This is a genomic window from Mucilaginibacter sp. P4_E8 (assembly GCF_056401495.1).
This window is the reverse complement of the sequence record NZ_JBFUJG010000066.1, coordinates 1-16,025: the sequence shown is the minus strand read 5'-3', so window position 1 is coordinate 16,025 and position 16,025 is coordinate 1. Positions and strand designations below refer to the sequence as shown.

The window sequence follows — 16,025 nt, the reverse complement described above, 5'->3', positions numbered from 1 at the left end:
GAGGAAATCCTTTAATCCCAAAAATCGCGGTTCAAACAAAATCAACGAAATCATTTAATCAAAAAAATCAGTGGTCAAAAATATAGCGCATAAAAAAATCCTGCCGGTTTCTGAAACCAGCAGGATTTATAAGATCATTTAAGCGCTTATGCGCCAAAAAACAAATAGAATTATTTACCTGTAGCGATATCTAAAGCTGCATTGTTTTTAGCTATCTGGCTGTGTTTTGATTCAGCAGAACGGCTTCCGTACTCCAGGTTGGTAGCCAGCTTCAAAAACTGAACTTCTAAACGTGAAGTAGTTTTGTTTTTTCTATCTTTTCTTTTTAAACGTGTAACGCCCATGGTGTTGTTATTTTAAATTTTTTAATACCCTTGAGGTCGGGAGCGGATTCGAACCGCTGTAAAAGGTTTTGCAGACCTCTGCCTAGCCACTCGGCCACCCGACCCTGTTTTTAAGGATTGCAAAAATAGTAATTTATTTATTGGTAGCCAATATTTATTTCATTGAAATTCTTTTTATTTCAGAACACAGTATGGCAGTGGCTATGGCCACATTCAATGATTCGGCATTTCCAGCACGCGGAATGGTTACCGCACTGGTTATCAGCCGCTCAATATCCGGGCTTATTCCGTTGCCTTCGTTGCCCATAACCAGCAAACCTTCATTGCCAAAATTGGTATTATATATATTTTCTCCATTTAACATAGCGCCAAATAAAGGTAGTTCAATTTGGGGTAAAACATGTATAAGATTAACATAATGTATATTTACCCTTGCTAATGAACCCATGGTGGCCTGCACTACTTTGGGGTTATATACATCAACCGTATCTTCCGAGCAAATAATATCGTTAATGCCAAACCAATCAGCTGTGCGTATAATAGTGCCCATATTGCCCGGATCCTGTATGCTGTCAAGCACCAATGAGAACTTTTGTTTCAGGCTGTTATAATTTAATATTGGCCATATTGGTATTTTAACCAAACCAATTATCTCCTGCGGCGTTTTCAATGTGCTGATTTTTTCGAGTTCATTTAATGAAATCTCCTGAAAATTTATTTTTCGGGATAATTTCAGCAATTTTGGGGCAATTGCAGGGGTATGATAAATAGTATCTACCTGGTATGCAGAGTTTATAAATTCGGTAACTGATTTATAGCCCTCAACCATGAAAAGGCCATGTTCCCTGCGGAATTTTTTATGTTGTAAGGATGTTAATAAACTGATCTGTGATTTTGAAAGCATATAGTATACCTGCTGTTTACCGCCTTACAATATTAAGTATTTTGCTGCTCATTATAGGGTCGGGCTGCAGTATTACACGTGGTATTGATAAAAACCAGGCCCTGGTACGCAAAATTACTATTAAGGGGATAGATGAGCAGTTTGCCGAAGCTGCTGTAAACTATGTAGATAAAGAGCAGCAGCCTAACAACTGGCTCAACCTGCAATTTTATTACCTTTTCAGTAAAAAAGGCAAAAAGAACATTGGTGAGGCGCCCGCTATTCTTGATAGTAACCTGGTTGAATATTCGCGTTTTCAGATGGAAAAATATATTCAAAACCGTGGGTATCTTAAAGCCAAAATAACCGACAGCATTATCATCAAAAAACAAAAGGCCGAGCTGGTTTTTACAGCCCAGGAAGGCCCAATGTTCAGGATACGCAAGGTTACGGATAGCATTGCTGATAAAAACATTAAAAACCTGTTTAACCAAAACCGCAACAAAATATCGCACATTTCGCCCGGCGGCCGTTTTGATACCGATAGTTTGGCTCATGACCGCGATGAGCTTTACCTGTTGATGAAACGTAACGGCTATTATGATTTTTACAGGCAGTATATCAATTTCAATTACGATTCTACCTTTAACAATAGTGTGGTGGATGTTAAAATGATCATTGACAATCCTGCAGGCAAAACCGAGCATCCGGTTTATACCATTAATAACACCCTGATTACTATTTCAAAAAGTAACGGGCGCACACCCGGAAAAGCTGATACCCTGCAAGTTGATTCACAGTTCAGGTTTGTTGACTTTTCGGGCAAGTTTAAACCACGAACAGTAATTGATTATACTTTTCAGAAAAAAGGACAGATATACGATATTGATAAACAAACCCTTACTACAACACGCCTTTCGGAATTAAACGTATTTCGTAATGTCCCCAACCCCACTTACGAAAAACTTCCTGACAGTACCCACCGTTTAAATACCAAAATAGATATTGTACCGCTCAAACAAATGTCAGACAGGGTTGAGGGCGAGTTCCTGTTTAGCTCGGGCCGTTATGGGTACAACGTTGGTAATACTTTTACAGATCGTAACGTATTTAAACAGGCGGCCATACTACAGGTAAAACTTAACTGGAGCGTTTTATTTGATAATGGACCAAGCGGCAATACAGGTATTCAAAACCAGGAATTCAGGGTGGGTGTTAACCTTATTTATCCCCGTATTTTAACGCCATTCTCCTTCCCGCTTTTGGGTAAATATGGTGTACCGCACACCACCTTCTCCAGCAATTATTCCTTGTTTTTTCAAAAGGGGCTGGTTAAACGCGAAAGCTTTATTAACTCAATAAGTTATGACTTTTTTGAAACCGGCCGTAAACAGCATACCATTACACCCATTAATATTGAGTTTTCAAGAGGTCTAATTGACCCGGCAGCCAAAGATTCCCTGCTAAAGCAAAACAGATACTCTTATGTGTACCTGATTGGCCGTACAACTTTCACTACCGGTAGTCAATATACTTTTCAGTATAACGCAATCGAGTTAAACTCTTACAAAAATTTTACCTATTTCCGTGGAAGTTTAGATGTGGGCGGTAATTTCCTTAGTCTCCTTGGCAACACGTTTAATGCACCGAGAGACACAGCCGGGCAACGCAAAATTTTTGGTTATGCCTTTTCTCAATATACCAAAACAGAGCTCGATCTGCGTATTTATCGCAGCCTGGGTGGTGAACGACAGTTTGTATTCCGTATAAATCCGGGGATCGGTATTCCTTACGGTAATAGTAACGCGCTAATATTTGAGAAAAACTTTTATACCGGCGGTGCCAATGATATCAGGGCCTGGCTGCCACGTACCCTGGGCCCGGGGCAATTTAACCGCGGCACCTATTATGGAACTGATACTACTAACCGCTCCCGGTTAAAATACCTGGATCAATTTGGCGAAATAAAAATAATTGGGAACGCCGAATACCGCTATAAACTGGCCGATAACTTTTTTGGAGCCAAGCTAAAAGGCGCCGTATTTATAGATGCTGGTAACGTATGGCGTTTAGGTAAAAAAGCCGAAAACCCTAACGGCGAATTCAGGTTTGATAATATTTTGCAATCAACTGCTGTAGGGATAGGCACAGGTTTACGCTTCGATCTGAGTTTCTTTGTTTTCAGGCTTGATGCAGCGTTTAAATTTAAAGACCCGCAGTTCAACGGATCAGACCAATGGGTATTATTTAAACATGCCAATGAATTATTTAGCACCGGCCCGTTTAAAAGAGCCTACCTTCAAAGTAATGGTGAAAGCTATAATTTTATGCAGCTGAACTTTGGTATAGGGCTGCCTTTTTAATTTTGAATTATTGAATTAGTGAATTAACACAACCGCTAAACGGCCTGTCAGTCTGAGCCTGTCTAAGACTCGTGGGCAAAGGCCTCTGCGCGCTACCCTTCGACAGGCTCAGGGTGACAGGCCAATACCTTTAAGCCTTATGCTTTTCCGCTTTAGGCTTCCCTTAAAACATTCCCTTCAAGCCATCAATTATACTCTCAAAAAAGGTGGGGATGCTTAGGCCATTATGGTAATTAAAATACAGGAATATACAGAATATAATTACCGCAATGATGATGAACCGCTTAAACATATAAGCCAGTAATACCAGGGCCAGCGGTATAGCCAGCAGCAATATCCAGCTGATATGGAAAGGGCTTAGTTTGCTATCGTGTTTATAGATATAGTAAAGGATAGAGTGTGTACCGCTATCATTCATGTGCTTGGCATATAAAAAACTGGAGCGGTCAAGCTTATGCCTGTAAAAGGCGGTACCCTTTTCAAACTTTAATTGCTCCTGAAACCCGTTCATTACAAATGTAAATACGCCGTTTACATTTTCCTGTATTACACCGGMGGTATCAGTTGCAACAACAGCCACCTCATCAACAGCAAATGGATTTTCTTTTATTACAAAGTGATTTATAGCAATTGCATCTGCAAAAACAAAGCTATGAGCGGCCATAACAAGGCAGAATAAGAGTAATAGTTTTTTCATTTTTTTTATAAACCAATTCAATTCTGTACAAAATGCACGCAATAAAAATAGTGTTTTTTAGGGCTATCTGTTCAAGAAATATATACTTGCATTTAGCACGCCCGCAAAGCTTACCCACAGCAAATAAGGTATAAGCAACCAGCCCGCAATTTTATTGAACTTATTAAACCAGTTAATGGTTATACCAATACTTATCCACAGTAAAATAACAATAACAAGAGCTCCAAATATTTCATGCAAACCAAAAAACACTATGGACCATAAAAAATTCAAAAATAACTGTATAAAGTAAATTGCCCGGGTAACTTTATAAGCTGGCTTGCGGCTCCTGTGTTTCCAGATCAGGTAAGCGGCTATGGCTATCAATATATAAAGGATGGTCCATACGGGTGCAAATAACCACGGTGGAGGATTAAACGATGGCTTTTTAAGGGTACTGTACCATCCCGGTATTTCGGGCCGGGTAACAAGCGAGGCCACAAAACCAACGGCCAGCACGATCAATAAATTGATGATAAATGGAAAGAACTGGAATTTCCTTAGTGAAACGGCTGAACTCATAAATTATATCAACCAATTAAACGCCGGTAAGTTTTAAAATAGGGGAATCTGCACGCTATTAAGGGCATATCTTATTACAAATACAGGCTAACAAGCCACTAGTCCAATTAATTTACAATGCCATTATGTAAGCCTCATTGCTAAAATATTTAAATATCTTAGCTTAGCCGCATTGCTTAATGGGGTTATAAAATGATAAAAGCTTATAAATTATTTACGGGTTCTGATGGTAATTCGCACATACAAACCGGCACCGTGGCCGAAGGGCAGTTTAATCAGGCTACATCCATCAGGTTCCAGGAATCGCCACCTCATTCGTTTTATGAATGGCATAATGCACCTGTGGAACAGTATGTGATCAACCTATCTGGCACACTTGTATTTGAAACCCAAACCGGCGAGACTTTTGTTTTGAAACCGGGTGAAATATTAATTGCTACCGACACAACCGGCACTGCCCACAAATGGCACCTGATTGATGATGAGCCATGGCGACGCGTTTATGTGGCATTTGATCAACCTAACCAGATAAACTTTATCCCTGATGAGCTGCCCAATAGTTAATACTACTTTACCCTCACATATGCAGTGTTAAAACCATCACTTATAAATATATCACTAACAAAAAGACTATCGTTCCTGATAACGAACGCCAGATCATCCGGACCTCCCGTTTTTAGTACATCAATGGTTTCTGTTGATGCGTATTTATAATTACGGACTATTGAAAACTTGCCCTGAGCTATTAAGGAATCGTTTTTAAATCTTTTAAATGTACTATCAGCCTTAAACTCTTCGCTCAAGTTATACCCTGTGCTTTGAGGTGTTACGGTAGATCCGGCTATGCCGCCAACTGATTTTACCCAGCGCCATTTGCCAATTATGGAAGTTGACGTTGGCATCTTATCCTTATTGCAGGAGCTCACACTGCACAGGGTGATCATTGCAAAAATCAAAGTAAAACATTTCATACTATAAGGTTATATAAGCCATTACGCAGGTAATTAGTGTCCTGATACAATGCGTCACCTCTAAATTTGCATAAATAATGCCTGTTTGTAAATTACAACAAAATTCTTTGTATCATTAAACCATGATTATTGTTATTCAATGTAAGGACCAGGTTGGTTTGGTTGCCTCTATATCTGCCATATTAGCCAAACATCAGCTAAACATTGTTTCGATGCGCGAACATGTTGATAAGGCCGAAAATGTATTTTTTATGCGTTTGGAAGTTGAGGATGGAGATGGGCACGAGCTTGAAGGAACATTAAGAGAAGTACTGCCTGCCGACGCCATTATTTCTGTAAACCCCATTCCTTATAAAAAAGTGGTGGTATTGGTCACCAAAGAATATCATTGCCTTGCCGATATACTCATACGTAATCACTTTAAAACACTTGGTGCTACGGTACAATGCGTAATTGGCAACCATACTACGCTGCAAAACATTTGCGAGCGCTTTGATATGCCTTTTTACCACATCTCGCATGAGCAGATTAGCAAGGCTGAGTTTGAACAGCAAATAAACAATGTGATAGCGCAATATGCTCCCGATTATATTGTGCTGGCTAAATTCATGCGTATTTTATCGCCTGCTTTTGTGACAAAATTCCCTATGCGGGTTATTAATATACACCACTCCTTTTTACCGGCATTTATTGGGGCCAACCCTTATAAACGGGCCTTTGAACGTGGGGTAAAACTCATAGGTGCTACTGCCCATTTTGTATCAGACGAGTTAGACGAGGGGCCTATCATTGCCCAGCAGATCATCCCGGTAAATCATTCTTTTACGGCAGCTACCATGGTAAAAGCCGGTCAGGAAATTGAAACCGCTGTGCTGGCAAACGCGCTTAAACTGGTATTTGAGGACAGGGTTTTTGTTTACAAAAACAAAACAGTGGTTTTTGGATAAGTTCGGACATAGGTAACAAAAAACAAATCACTTTCCCTGAAATGATAATGGCGGACCATAAATGATCCGCCATACCTGAGATTTAGTTGATTAGTATAAAAACTTTTTATTCTACTATTAAAGTAGCGATAGAGTGTGGCAGGCTGGTTGTTTTTGCAGCTTTGCCTTTTATCCACAGGCTGTACTCTATTTTTTCGTCCGTTTTATTCATCACCACAACGGCCAGTTTACCATCAGGATTGATGTAAGCTGTAGTTAATAGCTTATCCCTGCTGGCTACCGCGCTGATGCGTTTAGCACCGGGCTGAATAAATTTTGAAAAATGACCCAGGTAATAATATGAACTGGTATAAATAAGGTTACCAGTTTGGGTATCGGCATGTATAGGTGCAAAGCAAAAGTTGCCCACATGGTTGGGGCCGCCTTTTTCATCAAGCAGGATATTCCAGTCGGTCCAGGCTACAGTACCTGCGTTAAAATCATTGATCATGGATAGGCCATATCTTTCGCCAAGCGACCAATCATTGACCTTAGCGAGATCAAACTTTTCAATGCAACCTTCAGTAAATATCAGGTTTTTATCAGGGAATGATTCATGTACGCGCCTGGTACTTTCAAACTGCTGGCCTGCACCGGTCCAGGTTTCGTACCAATGGAAACCAACACCCCATACATATTTTGCGGCTTCAGGATCTTCCAATACGGTACTGGCGCGCTGATAAAGCAAATCGCGGTTATGATCCCAAATGATCAGCTTTTTATCGGCAAGGCCTTGTTTGTGCAAAGTTGGGCCTAAAAAGTTTTTTACAAAATCGCGCTCTTCTTCGGCAGTAAACATACATGATTCCCAGGTTTGCTTAGCCATAGGCTCGTTCTGTACCGAAAGTCCCCATACAGGGATACCTTCTTTTTCATATGCTTTTATAAATTTCACAAAAAAATTGGCCCAGCTTTGGTCAAATTCAGGTTTAAGTTTACCGCCGTGCAATACATCATTATTGTCTTTCATAAAAGCCGGCGGGCTCCAGGGCGAAACAAACAGGTTTAATTTGCCACCAGCGGCAGCCATAGCGGCTTTTATAAATGGTATACGGTAAGTTTTATCATGGGCGATGTCAAATGTTTTGAGGTCGGCGTCGCCTTCTTTAACATAGCTGTAGCTTGCACTCGAAAAATCGCAGCTTTGAATATTGGTACGGGCCATGGTATAACCAATGCCTTTGTCTTTATCGTAATACGCGGTTAAAAATTCTTTTTGTTTATCTTTTGGCAACTTGTAGAACACCTCGGCCGAGGCATCGGTTAAGGCGCCACCCACGCCAAGCATGGTTTGGAATGTTTTAGCTGGATCAACAAAAACTGAAACATCGGTTTCGGCGGGCTGTGGTTTATCAGAAAACTGAAGCGTTTCGGTTGAAGTAAACTTATACCCTGCTTCTTTCTCAGAAACAATTACCTTAACCGTTTTATTATTTATAGAAAAAGGTGAGGCACCCTGGGCATTTACAAAACCAGCCTTTGCTAAGCCACCTGCAATTAAGCAGGCAATTAAAAATTCTTTCTTCATGATTTATTGTAATAGGAAAGCCGGGGCTTGAACATCGCTTATATTTAGCGTTTCCGGCAATTCAAATTTATTAAAGTTAATCAGAATAAAGCAAATAGACTCGTATAAATAATTGATTTATAATTACTTGGTATAAAATTGATACGGTTTAATACCGAACTTATTTAGTATCAAAAAATCTCATAATCAGGCTGTTCCGCCTGGAGCGACGGGCTCTGAATTAAATTTTGATGCGCTTTAATACAAAATTCGATTGGATTAAATTAGACCCTATTTGACAGGGGGATCACATATATTTGAACCAATTATCAAGTAAAGTGTCATTCTCATATATTTCTATATCATAGCTGCCTTTACTGTCGGGGAATAACTGAAGACCGTTTCCATTACTCGAAATTCTTACTGCCCATGAAAATTCCATTGCGCAATTGACAGCAATAAGTTTGATAGAATTGCCAGGCTCAACCTTGAATATAATTGCTTCGGGTTCTAACTGAATTTCAAGCTGGTCGTCATTCTCCCATAAAAAGAATTCTATGATATGGTTGTTAGCGTTTTGGATCCTGGTACTCATTACTTTTGTGCCTTGATTTCCTCTTCTATCCGCAAGCTTTCTTTATGTATGGCATTCATTAATTCGGTAACAAAAGTTTCTGATAATCCTTCTTTTTTACCGGCTTCAATACTTTTTTGAATCACCTGCTTAAAGCGGTCGGCCTGCAGCGCTGGAATATTGTTTTGGGCTTTATAAACACCTATTTCCTTTACCACTCTTTCCCGCTCGCCAAGTAGTGTTATCAGTGCCTTATCCAGGGAATCAATCTTCTTCCGGCTTATTTGCAAAGTTTGGTCGGTGCCTTTGGGAGTTTTCATTGGTGCTGATTGTGCGCTAACTAAGCTGTAACTAAACAGAGAGACTACAAATAATCCTAATACGCGGCTATAAAATTTCATATTCATATGCTTTTAACAGATTAAACCAGCTAAATATTATAGTTTTTTTTAATTATTTACAAAAAAAGCAGGTATTAATAATACCTGCCGCAACTAAAGGTTATATCAGGTTTTACCTACCATCAGCATTATGACCATGTTTAATCATATCCTTAACAGCCTGGGCCAAAAATTCCTTGCCGCCATCATCAAGCATGGTTTGTTTGCCGCCGTCATTCAGCTCATAAGTGATCCTGCCATGGTAGTCGCTTTCGGCTACTAACTCCTTACCGTCCCTGGAATATTTTACATAGCCATTTGGCGAAATACTTTTAATGGCCGTGCCTTCGGCATTAAAATAAGTTTGGCCAAGGTATTCTATCCTTACCTTTATACCATTGCCGTTCTCCACAATAGTTGTATGTCTTTTCCCTGTACCGCAGGCAGTTACCAGCGCTATTAAACCCATTGCAGCAATTAATTGTAGTTTTTTCATGATGTATGTTTTTTAAATTTTTAAAATTATGTTAATTGTTGTTGTTTTTGTTCTTGTATAGATATGAGCTTAATTAAACTGGTGCTTAAAAACACGAACCAAACCGACCAGCCCAAATGAGCAAACCTTTGAATAAGGCCGGGATAGTTATTTTGAACTGATGGCACGAAGCGCAGAAATATGAGCAGCATAATTACAAGGCTTACCAGCGACAACAACCTGACCAATACCAACTCCTGTTTACCGCGCCATAAAATGATTACTAACAAGGTACCGAGATAAAGTAGTAAAAAAACTGGCCCGGCAGTAGCGTGGAACCTGTTACCTGAATGAAACATTGCTGCCCAGCCCATCATTATAGTAAATGCGGGCAGCGTATATACCGGAATGGTGCTGAGCCCTAATTGCTTACAAGCTCCGTACAAGCCAATGATAAAAAAGATGCTTAATACCGCTCCAAACATGGTTAAGGTTGCCATCAATGGCTCAGATCTGGTACCTATGGCCCCTAACTCGCTGATGGTTCCGGTCAAATGGTTATACCCCCCATGAATAAAACCACATATAATGGTTGAAAGCCAAAAAACTACAGGAATAAGAATACCTGTGGATAATAAAGTTTTGGTGTTCATGATACTCTGTTATAATGATATAATATGGTGCGTTATAAAACCCATTACAAACATACACAAAACACAGTACTATACAATACATAGTACTATATTTTTTTATAAATAGATTCTGCACCGCTTATCTATTACAGAAAAACCTGTGAAACGGAATTACTTTATTGTTTTTAGTGATGGGGAATATCTCATTAACCGCGGCAAATGAAGAAGAATAAAGTAGCCAAAAGCCTGAGCATTATAGTGCTCAGGCTTTTGGCTTGAAAGAGATATAAGTATTTACTTGTGATAATTTTTAAGGAGATCTTCAACCAAGATACCATTGATGGTTGTTCCGGTCATGTTGCAATTATCAAATGCCGCACCTTTAAGATTGCAATTGGCAATGGTACTATTTTCCAGGTTACAGTCTTCAAACCGTAATGGCCTTTGTTTGGCATTTTCATCATACGCTGGGTGCCCCTTTGGCGGCATACCAATATTATGTATATAAGCGCCCCCAAGTTGTGCACCTTCAATTTCCAGATCGCTCAAATTTGCATTGGTTATTTTAAGCGTGGTCATGCACACATCATTAAAATAAGCGTTGTTCATTTTCATCATTCTAAAGCTTGAATCATCAAGAAGAGCATGGCTTACATCAAGTACTTTCTTTGTTTCACTAATAGTGATACGTTCGTTAGTATTTTCCATAATCGTAATTTTTTGTTTATTCAAATTTCAGTAAACGGTACAATAATAACAGGTTAAAGGACAATTTAGCGTTTTTTGCAATTAATAATTACAAGAAATATCATATATATCAAGGTTCAAAACCGAACAATATGTACGAATCTGAACATCCCGTGCAACAAAACTCAGAAATAAACATCTTTTAATCAATTAATTATATAATGGCACACATTATTATATAAATGCCGCTACCAGGAAAACCAACGGCCCAACATGAACATGGAAGATCACATCTTTAACATGGCAACTAAAAAGTTATCAGATGAAGCTTCTGGACAAGAACTTCGGGAGTTGGATAACTTGTTACAACAATATCCGGATATTTCCCTTAAAATAAAGCAGTTATTTAACTGGTGGTACTATGATGAAGAACAAAATAATATGGATAGAAGCCAGCTCCTTTTTAGTAAAATACAGGAAAAAATAAAACAAGCCGAAAAGAACAACCAAAGAAAAGAATAAAAAAAGGACCGGTTTAAATAAACCGGTCCTTTTTTTATTCATAACCTGCTTTAATTAAAAACCAGGGTTATTTGGTAATAATTTAGGATTAACATCTGTTTCCTGTTTTGGTAAAGGGAACAGCAATTGTTTGTCGGCAAACGTAGCGTTAAATACAGTTTTATGACCTACAAAATTATCCCAAGCACCGGTAACATCATTATGTACCTTACGGGTGCGCAGCATATCAAACCACATTTTGTTTTCAAAACAAAGCTCATAATAACGTTGTATCCAAACCTCTTTCTCAAACGCATCCATACTCAATGCACCAATCGGAGCCAGATTAGCTCTGGCACGGATGGCATTTACGTATTGAATGGCATTTGCGTTTGGACCGTTACCAGCACGGTTTGAAGCCTCTGCATACATCAGGTAAACATCAGCCAAACGATAAACAGTGTAGTTTAAATCAGATTTGGTAGTATTGGTAACCGCGGTCACATCGAACCATTTGTAAATGTAATGGTTTTTAAATACTACGGTTTGACCTGGTGTTTTAGAACTTGGGTAGCTTGTGTAAAAGAATTGTCTTTCGGCTACACGTTTATCACCAGCCGGGAACGATGCAATGAATTGATCTGTTGGCCAAACTGATCCGTACTCATCAGAGTATTTTGATACTCCGGAAAAGTTAGGAATGGTTAGTGGCGTAAGCGGGTTTGTAATTGGAATAGCTGCTGCGTACTGTACCTGCAAAATAAATTCGCCGGTATTTTTATTGGCAGGATTTATCATATCGGTATAATTCGGGAACAGCGTATAGCCACCATTCTGGATTACTGCCAGTGAACGCTTGGCTGATTCTGCATAATTTGCAGCTCCTCCGTTTATGGCAGCACCTGCATAAGTTAAATATACATCGGCCAGAAGTGATTCTACAGCGCCCATTGATACTTTACCGGTAACATCTTTCCATGGCAGGGTTGATTTTTCGGCTGCCAACAAATCAGGGATGATCACTTCATCGTAGATCTGTTTGGCTGGCACGCGCGCAACCTGCAGATTAAGATCCTTAGCCGGCTCGATCACCTTAGGTACAGCACCATACATACGAACCAGGAAAAAATAATACAGCGCGCGCATGGTACGGGCCTCGGCTACCATGTTATTTTTAGCCTCATCAGTTAAGCCGGCTGCACTGATGGTAGGTATCCTTTGTATAGCCAGGTTACTTGCACCAATACCCAAGTACATTTGTTGCCACCAGGTATCAAAATAGAATGATGTATTGCTGTAAATAAGCGTCTGGAAGTTTACAAAACCGGTTTGTCCAAGATCGCTGTTTGCTTTACCGGTCATAAACTCCATCAGGTTCCAGGTGTTACCACCATATGAGCCCGGTTGGCCGGCCAGTAAACCAGAGAAATTTTGATAAGCACCGTTGGCCAGTGCCCTGGCTACTTTTGCACTTGAAAGGTTGGCATCCGGCGTCAGAACAGACTTTGGATGTTCTTCCAAAAACTTTTTGCATGAGCAAGTAAGTAATAGGCAGGTTACTACTAATATATTTTTTAATGTTTTCATTTTTAATGATTTTAGGTGGTTGTTATTAAATCCTTCGCTACTGTTTTTCTATCGTTTTTAATCATACCACAAGTTTTAAAATCCTACCTGCACACCCAGATTCCAGATACGCGGACGAGGGTTAGCAAAGAAGTCTATGTTCTGCGTAAAAGCCGGGTTTGAACCATAAGAGTTATTAAAGGTATCAACCTCAGGATCATAACCTGTATAATCAGTAATAACAAAAAGGTTTTGAACGCTTGCATAGATACGGAAACGGCTCACATTCATACTTTTCAGTACAGAAGCGGGCAAATTATAACCTAATACAAAGTTTTGGCCACGTATAAATGAACCATCCTCTACCCACCAGGTATCAAAGTGCGAATCCTGTGCATATTTGTAGTTACGCACCTGCGAAATCATGGTGTTTTGGTTATTAGGAGTCCATCCGTTTAATACAGTAGCTAAACTGTTTGAGATGGTTTGCCTGTCTTCAACGGAGTGTTTAAAGTTAGCCGCAGTATTTACACCCTGTACAAAACGGATATCAAATGAAAAATCCCAGTTTTTATACTTAATAGTACTGTTAAAGTTACCGGTCCATTTTGGATTAGAACGGCCAATGATACTATAATAGTTACTACCATCAGGGTTATAAATATATTTCCTGTCGCCGGATTTTAAACCATGCGCCGCAGCTTCGGCAATATCCGCAGCAGAATTGCTGTACGTACCTACACGGGTCATTCCGTAAAATGATCCTATTGGCGCGCCAACACGTATTACATAGTTTTGTCCCAAAAAGTTCGGGCCAGGGAATATATCGGCACCACCATCATTCAGTTTTGTTACTTTATTTTGATTGGCTGCAAATATAAAATTGGTTACCCATTCAAAATCATCGCTTTTAATATTCACAGTGCTCAGGCTTAACTCAACCCCTGAGTTTTTCATTGAACCTATGTTTTTATAAACATTAGATGTAGTGAAGCCTGCACTCCATGGAATCGGAGCCTGTAATAAAATGTCGGTAGTAGTACGCTGGTAGTAATCAGCATCTAAAGTCACACGTCCATGGAATAAGCCTAACTCGATACCAGCATCAATCTGCTTGGTTTTTTCCCATTTCAGATCAGGATTACCCAGGTAGCTCGGTAATAAGGAAATCACTGCCGCTCCGTTCTGAGCAGTTTGTGCTGTACCATACTGAGCCAGGGAGCGATAGTTACCAATTTCCTGGTTACCGGTGTAACCAAAACTTGCTCTTAACTTTAAGTTAGATACAGTTTCGCTGTTTTTCAGGAAATCTTCCTGAGATACGCGCCATGCAGCACCTACTGATGGGAAGAAAGCGAATTTATTTTTATCGCTGAACCTTGATGAACCATCATAACGACCTGTTGCAGTAAACAAATACTTTTCATCAATATTGTAACTGATACGACCGTAGTAAGAGTTTAAAGAACCTGGATATTGCGCTCCCGGTACGCTGGGATTTTCATCAGATCCGGCTTGACTTCTAACAGACCCAGCCCCGAGGTTATTAAACTGAAAAAAGTCATCAATGAAGTTTTGGGTTTCTACGTTTCCGCGTTCATACACTGAACGGCTAAAAGAGATACCGGCCAAAGCTGTAAATCTTTGATGATCATTGATCTTTTTGTTCCAGGTAAGGTAGTTTTCAGTTTGCCAGAAATAAGTTGTATTGGTATTGATACTTGCAACACCACCCTGGTCAGCAGACATGTGCTGTAAGCCTAAACCCGAATAGAAGTTATTTTTTTGCGCGGCAAGGTTATAACCGAAGTCTGTTTTAAAATCAAGTTCAGATGATATCTTAAATTGAGCATAAATGTTGCCCAATACCTGCAAGGTATTGTTAATGGTATAACGCTCATTGGCCGTTTGTATTGGGTTAGGGGCACCTTCAAGCCCGGCTATATCATAGTTACCAGCCCAGGTTCCGTCTGGATATTTGATAGGCACAATTGGCACTTCTTCACTTACGGCACGCGGTACGTTCAGACCACCGTTACCATCAGTTACCAAACGCTGGCGGCTAAAGATACCGTTGATGCTACCACCAATTTTTAACCACTTTTTAACGTCGTTATCCATAGTCATTTTAACTGAATAGCGCTTAAAGTTTGATGTTGGTGTTAAACCGTCCTGATTAAGGTATCCTAATGATAAGCTATAAATCGAATTTTCGCTACCACCCTGAACATTCAGCTGATGGCTTTGTGAAAAAGCGGGTTTGTAAGTTTCCTTTTCCCAGTTGGTATCATAAATAGGGTTATTGTTAGTATCAAACAACAAAGGAAAGTTAGTATGATTTAGCGCTTTTGCCGGCGTTTGAACGGCACCGGTAGGATCAAATTTTGCACCATTGGCAAATGATTCATTATAAATTTGAACAAACTGTTTTGAGTTAAGCGTTGGCACGTGCCTGTAAAGTTCACTTACGTTTGCGTTGGCTTCATAACTAACAGTGGTGGCACCTTTTTTACCACGTTTGGTGGTTACCATAATTACACCGTTAGCACCACGCACACCATAAATAGCAGTTGATGACGCATCCTTTAAAACCTCGATAGAAGCAATATCATTCGGGTTAATGGAGTTGGGATCAACACCAACCACACCGTCAACCACATAAATTGGGTCAACGTTAGAGTTGATAGAGCCTATACCCCTAATGCGTACTTTTGCTGCGGCACCTGGTGCGTTACTGTTAACACTTACATCAACACCGGCAACTTTACCTTGTAACGCCTGTGATAAGTTAGGAACAGGCTTATCAAGTAATTGCTCGGCCTTAACCGTAGTTACGGAACCTGTAAGGTCAGATTTTCTGGCCGTACCATAACCAATTACTACTACCTCACTAAGTGG

Annotated in this window: 17 protein-coding genes and 1 tRNA gene; 4 read left to right on the top strand and 14 right to left on the bottom strand. The window is 39.8% G+C overall.

All coding sequences use genetic code 11. From position 1 onward, the window contains the following. Positions 1 to 170: 170 nt before the first annotated feature. From AC1DRQ_RS20045 to AC1DRQ_RS20035, 3 genes are all read right to left on the bottom strand, one after another. Positions 171 to 344 (bottom strand): spore protein, encoded by a 174-nt coding sequence (locus AC1DRQ_RS20045; RefSeq protein ID WP_429400825.1) that lies wholly within the window; start codon positions 342 to 344, stop codon positions 171 to 173. Positions 345 to 377: 33 nt separating this feature from the next. Next, positions 378 to 448: transfer RNA gene (locus AC1DRQ_RS20040), tRNA-Cys, on the bottom strand. A 50-nt stretch (positions 449 to 498) separates the two neighbouring features. Next, complete coding sequence (locus AC1DRQ_RS20035; RefSeq protein ID WP_429400826.1) at positions 499 to 1,248, bottom strand: TrmH family RNA methyltransferase; 750 nt, start codon at positions 1,246 to 1,248, stop codon at positions 499 to 501. Between AC1DRQ_RS20035 and tamL the strand changes: the two genes are divergently transcribed. Continuing rightward, a complete protein-coding gene (tamL, locus tag AC1DRQ_RS20030) occupies positions 1,239 to 3,590 on the top strand; it encodes a translocation and assembly module lipoprotein TamL (RefSeq protein ID WP_477426540.1) in 2,352 nt (783 codons plus the stop codon). The genes AC1DRQ_RS20035 and tamL overlap by 10 nt on opposite strands. 163 nt (positions 3,591 to 3,753) lie before the next feature. Here the strand turns inward: tamL and AC1DRQ_RS20025 are convergent, their stop codons facing one another. Both AC1DRQ_RS20025 and AC1DRQ_RS20020 read right to left on the bottom strand, forming a co-directional pair. Continuing rightward, positions 3,754 to 4,287, bottom strand: a complete 534-nt coding sequence (locus tag AC1DRQ_RS20025) for a hypothetical protein (RefSeq protein ID WP_477426539.1) — start codon at positions 4,285 to 4,287, stop codon at positions 3,754 to 3,756. A gap of 63 nt (positions 4,288 to 4,350) precedes the next feature. Next, positions 4,351 to 4,848 (bottom strand): TspO/MBR family protein, encoded by a 498-nt coding sequence (locus tag AC1DRQ_RS20020; protein WP_477426538.1) that lies wholly within the window; start codon positions 4,846 to 4,848, stop codon positions 4,351 to 4,353. Positions 4,849 to 5,040: 192 nt separating this feature from the next. Between AC1DRQ_RS20020 and AC1DRQ_RS20015 the strand changes: the two genes are divergently transcribed. Continuing rightward, positions 5,041 to 5,412 (top strand): hypothetical protein, encoded by a 372-nt coding sequence (locus tag AC1DRQ_RS20015; RefSeq protein ID WP_477426537.1) that lies wholly within the window; start codon positions 5,041 to 5,043, stop codon positions 5,410 to 5,412. Between the two features lie 2 nt (positions 5,413 to 5,414). Here the strand turns inward: AC1DRQ_RS20015 and AC1DRQ_RS20010 are convergent, their stop codons facing one another. Then, complete coding sequence (locus tag AC1DRQ_RS20010; RefSeq protein ID WP_429400831.1) at positions 5,415 to 5,819, bottom strand: hypothetical protein; 405 nt, start codon at positions 5,817 to 5,819, stop codon at positions 5,415 to 5,417. 122 nt (positions 5,820 to 5,941) lie between these two features. On the opposite strand from AC1DRQ_RS20010, the gene purU reads away from it, so the two are divergent. After that, the gene (purU, locus tag AC1DRQ_RS20005) at positions 5,942 to 6,766 is read left to right on the top strand and encodes a formyltetrahydrofolate deformylase (protein ID WP_477426536.1); all 825 of its coding nucleotides are present in this window, start codon (positions 5,942 to 5,944) and stop codon (positions 6,764 to 6,766) included. 106 nt (positions 6,767 to 6,872) lie between these two features. Here purU and AC1DRQ_RS20000 read toward each other — a convergent pair whose 3' ends face one another. From AC1DRQ_RS20000 to AC1DRQ_RS19975, 6 genes are all read right to left on the bottom strand, one after another. Then, positions 6,873 to 8,333, bottom strand: a complete 1,461-nt coding sequence (locus tag AC1DRQ_RS20000; protein ID WP_477426535.1) for a glycoside hydrolase family 30 protein — start codon at positions 8,331 to 8,333, stop codon at positions 6,873 to 6,875. Between the two features lie 286 nt (positions 8,334 to 8,619). Further along, a complete protein-coding gene (locus AC1DRQ_RS19995; RefSeq protein WP_477426534.1) occupies positions 8,620 to 8,907 on the bottom strand; it encodes a hypothetical protein in 288 nt (95 codons plus the stop codon). Continuing rightward, positions 8,907 to 9,206 (bottom strand): chorismate mutase, encoded by a 300-nt coding sequence (locus AC1DRQ_RS19990; RefSeq protein WP_477426533.1) that lies wholly within the window; start codon positions 9,204 to 9,206, stop codon positions 8,907 to 8,909. The genes AC1DRQ_RS19995 and AC1DRQ_RS19990 overlap by 1 nt, the downstream gene beginning before the upstream one ends. 193 nt (positions 9,207 to 9,399) lie before the next feature. Then, positions 9,400 to 9,762 (bottom strand): hypothetical protein, encoded by a 363-nt coding sequence (locus tag AC1DRQ_RS19985; protein WP_477426532.1) that lies wholly within the window; start codon positions 9,760 to 9,762, stop codon positions 9,400 to 9,402. A gap of 26 nt (positions 9,763 to 9,788) precedes the next feature. Beyond that, complete coding sequence (locus AC1DRQ_RS19980; RefSeq protein ID WP_477426531.1) at positions 9,789 to 10,394, bottom strand: DUF998 domain-containing protein; 606 nt, start codon at positions 10,392 to 10,394, stop codon at positions 9,789 to 9,791. Positions 10,395 to 10,667: 273 nt separating this feature from the next. Further along, on the bottom strand, positions 10,668 to 11,081 hold the full coding sequence (locus AC1DRQ_RS19975) for a pentapeptide repeat-containing protein (RefSeq protein WP_477426530.1): 414 nt from the start codon (positions 11,079 to 11,081) through the stop codon (positions 10,668 to 10,670). Between the two features lie 279 nt (positions 11,082 to 11,360). Between AC1DRQ_RS19975 and AC1DRQ_RS19970 the strand changes: the two genes are divergently transcribed. Continuing rightward, on the top strand, positions 11,361 to 11,582 hold the full coding sequence (locus AC1DRQ_RS19970) for a hypothetical protein (protein WP_477426529.1): 222 nt from the start codon (positions 11,361 to 11,363) through the stop codon (positions 11,580 to 11,582). A 54-nt stretch (positions 11,583 to 11,636) separates the two neighbouring features. Here the strand turns inward: AC1DRQ_RS19970 and AC1DRQ_RS19965 are convergent, their stop codons facing one another. After that, on the bottom strand, positions 11,637 to 13,148 hold the full coding sequence (locus tag AC1DRQ_RS19965) for a RagB/SusD family nutrient uptake outer membrane protein (RefSeq protein WP_429400839.1): 1,512 nt from the start codon (positions 13,146 to 13,148) through the stop codon (positions 11,637 to 11,639). 75 nt (positions 13,149 to 13,223) lie between these two features. Further along, a partial coding sequence (locus AC1DRQ_RS19960) for a SusC/RagA family TonB-linked outer membrane protein (protein WP_477426528.1) occupies positions 13,224 to 16,025 on the bottom strand: 2,802 nt, incomplete at its 5' end.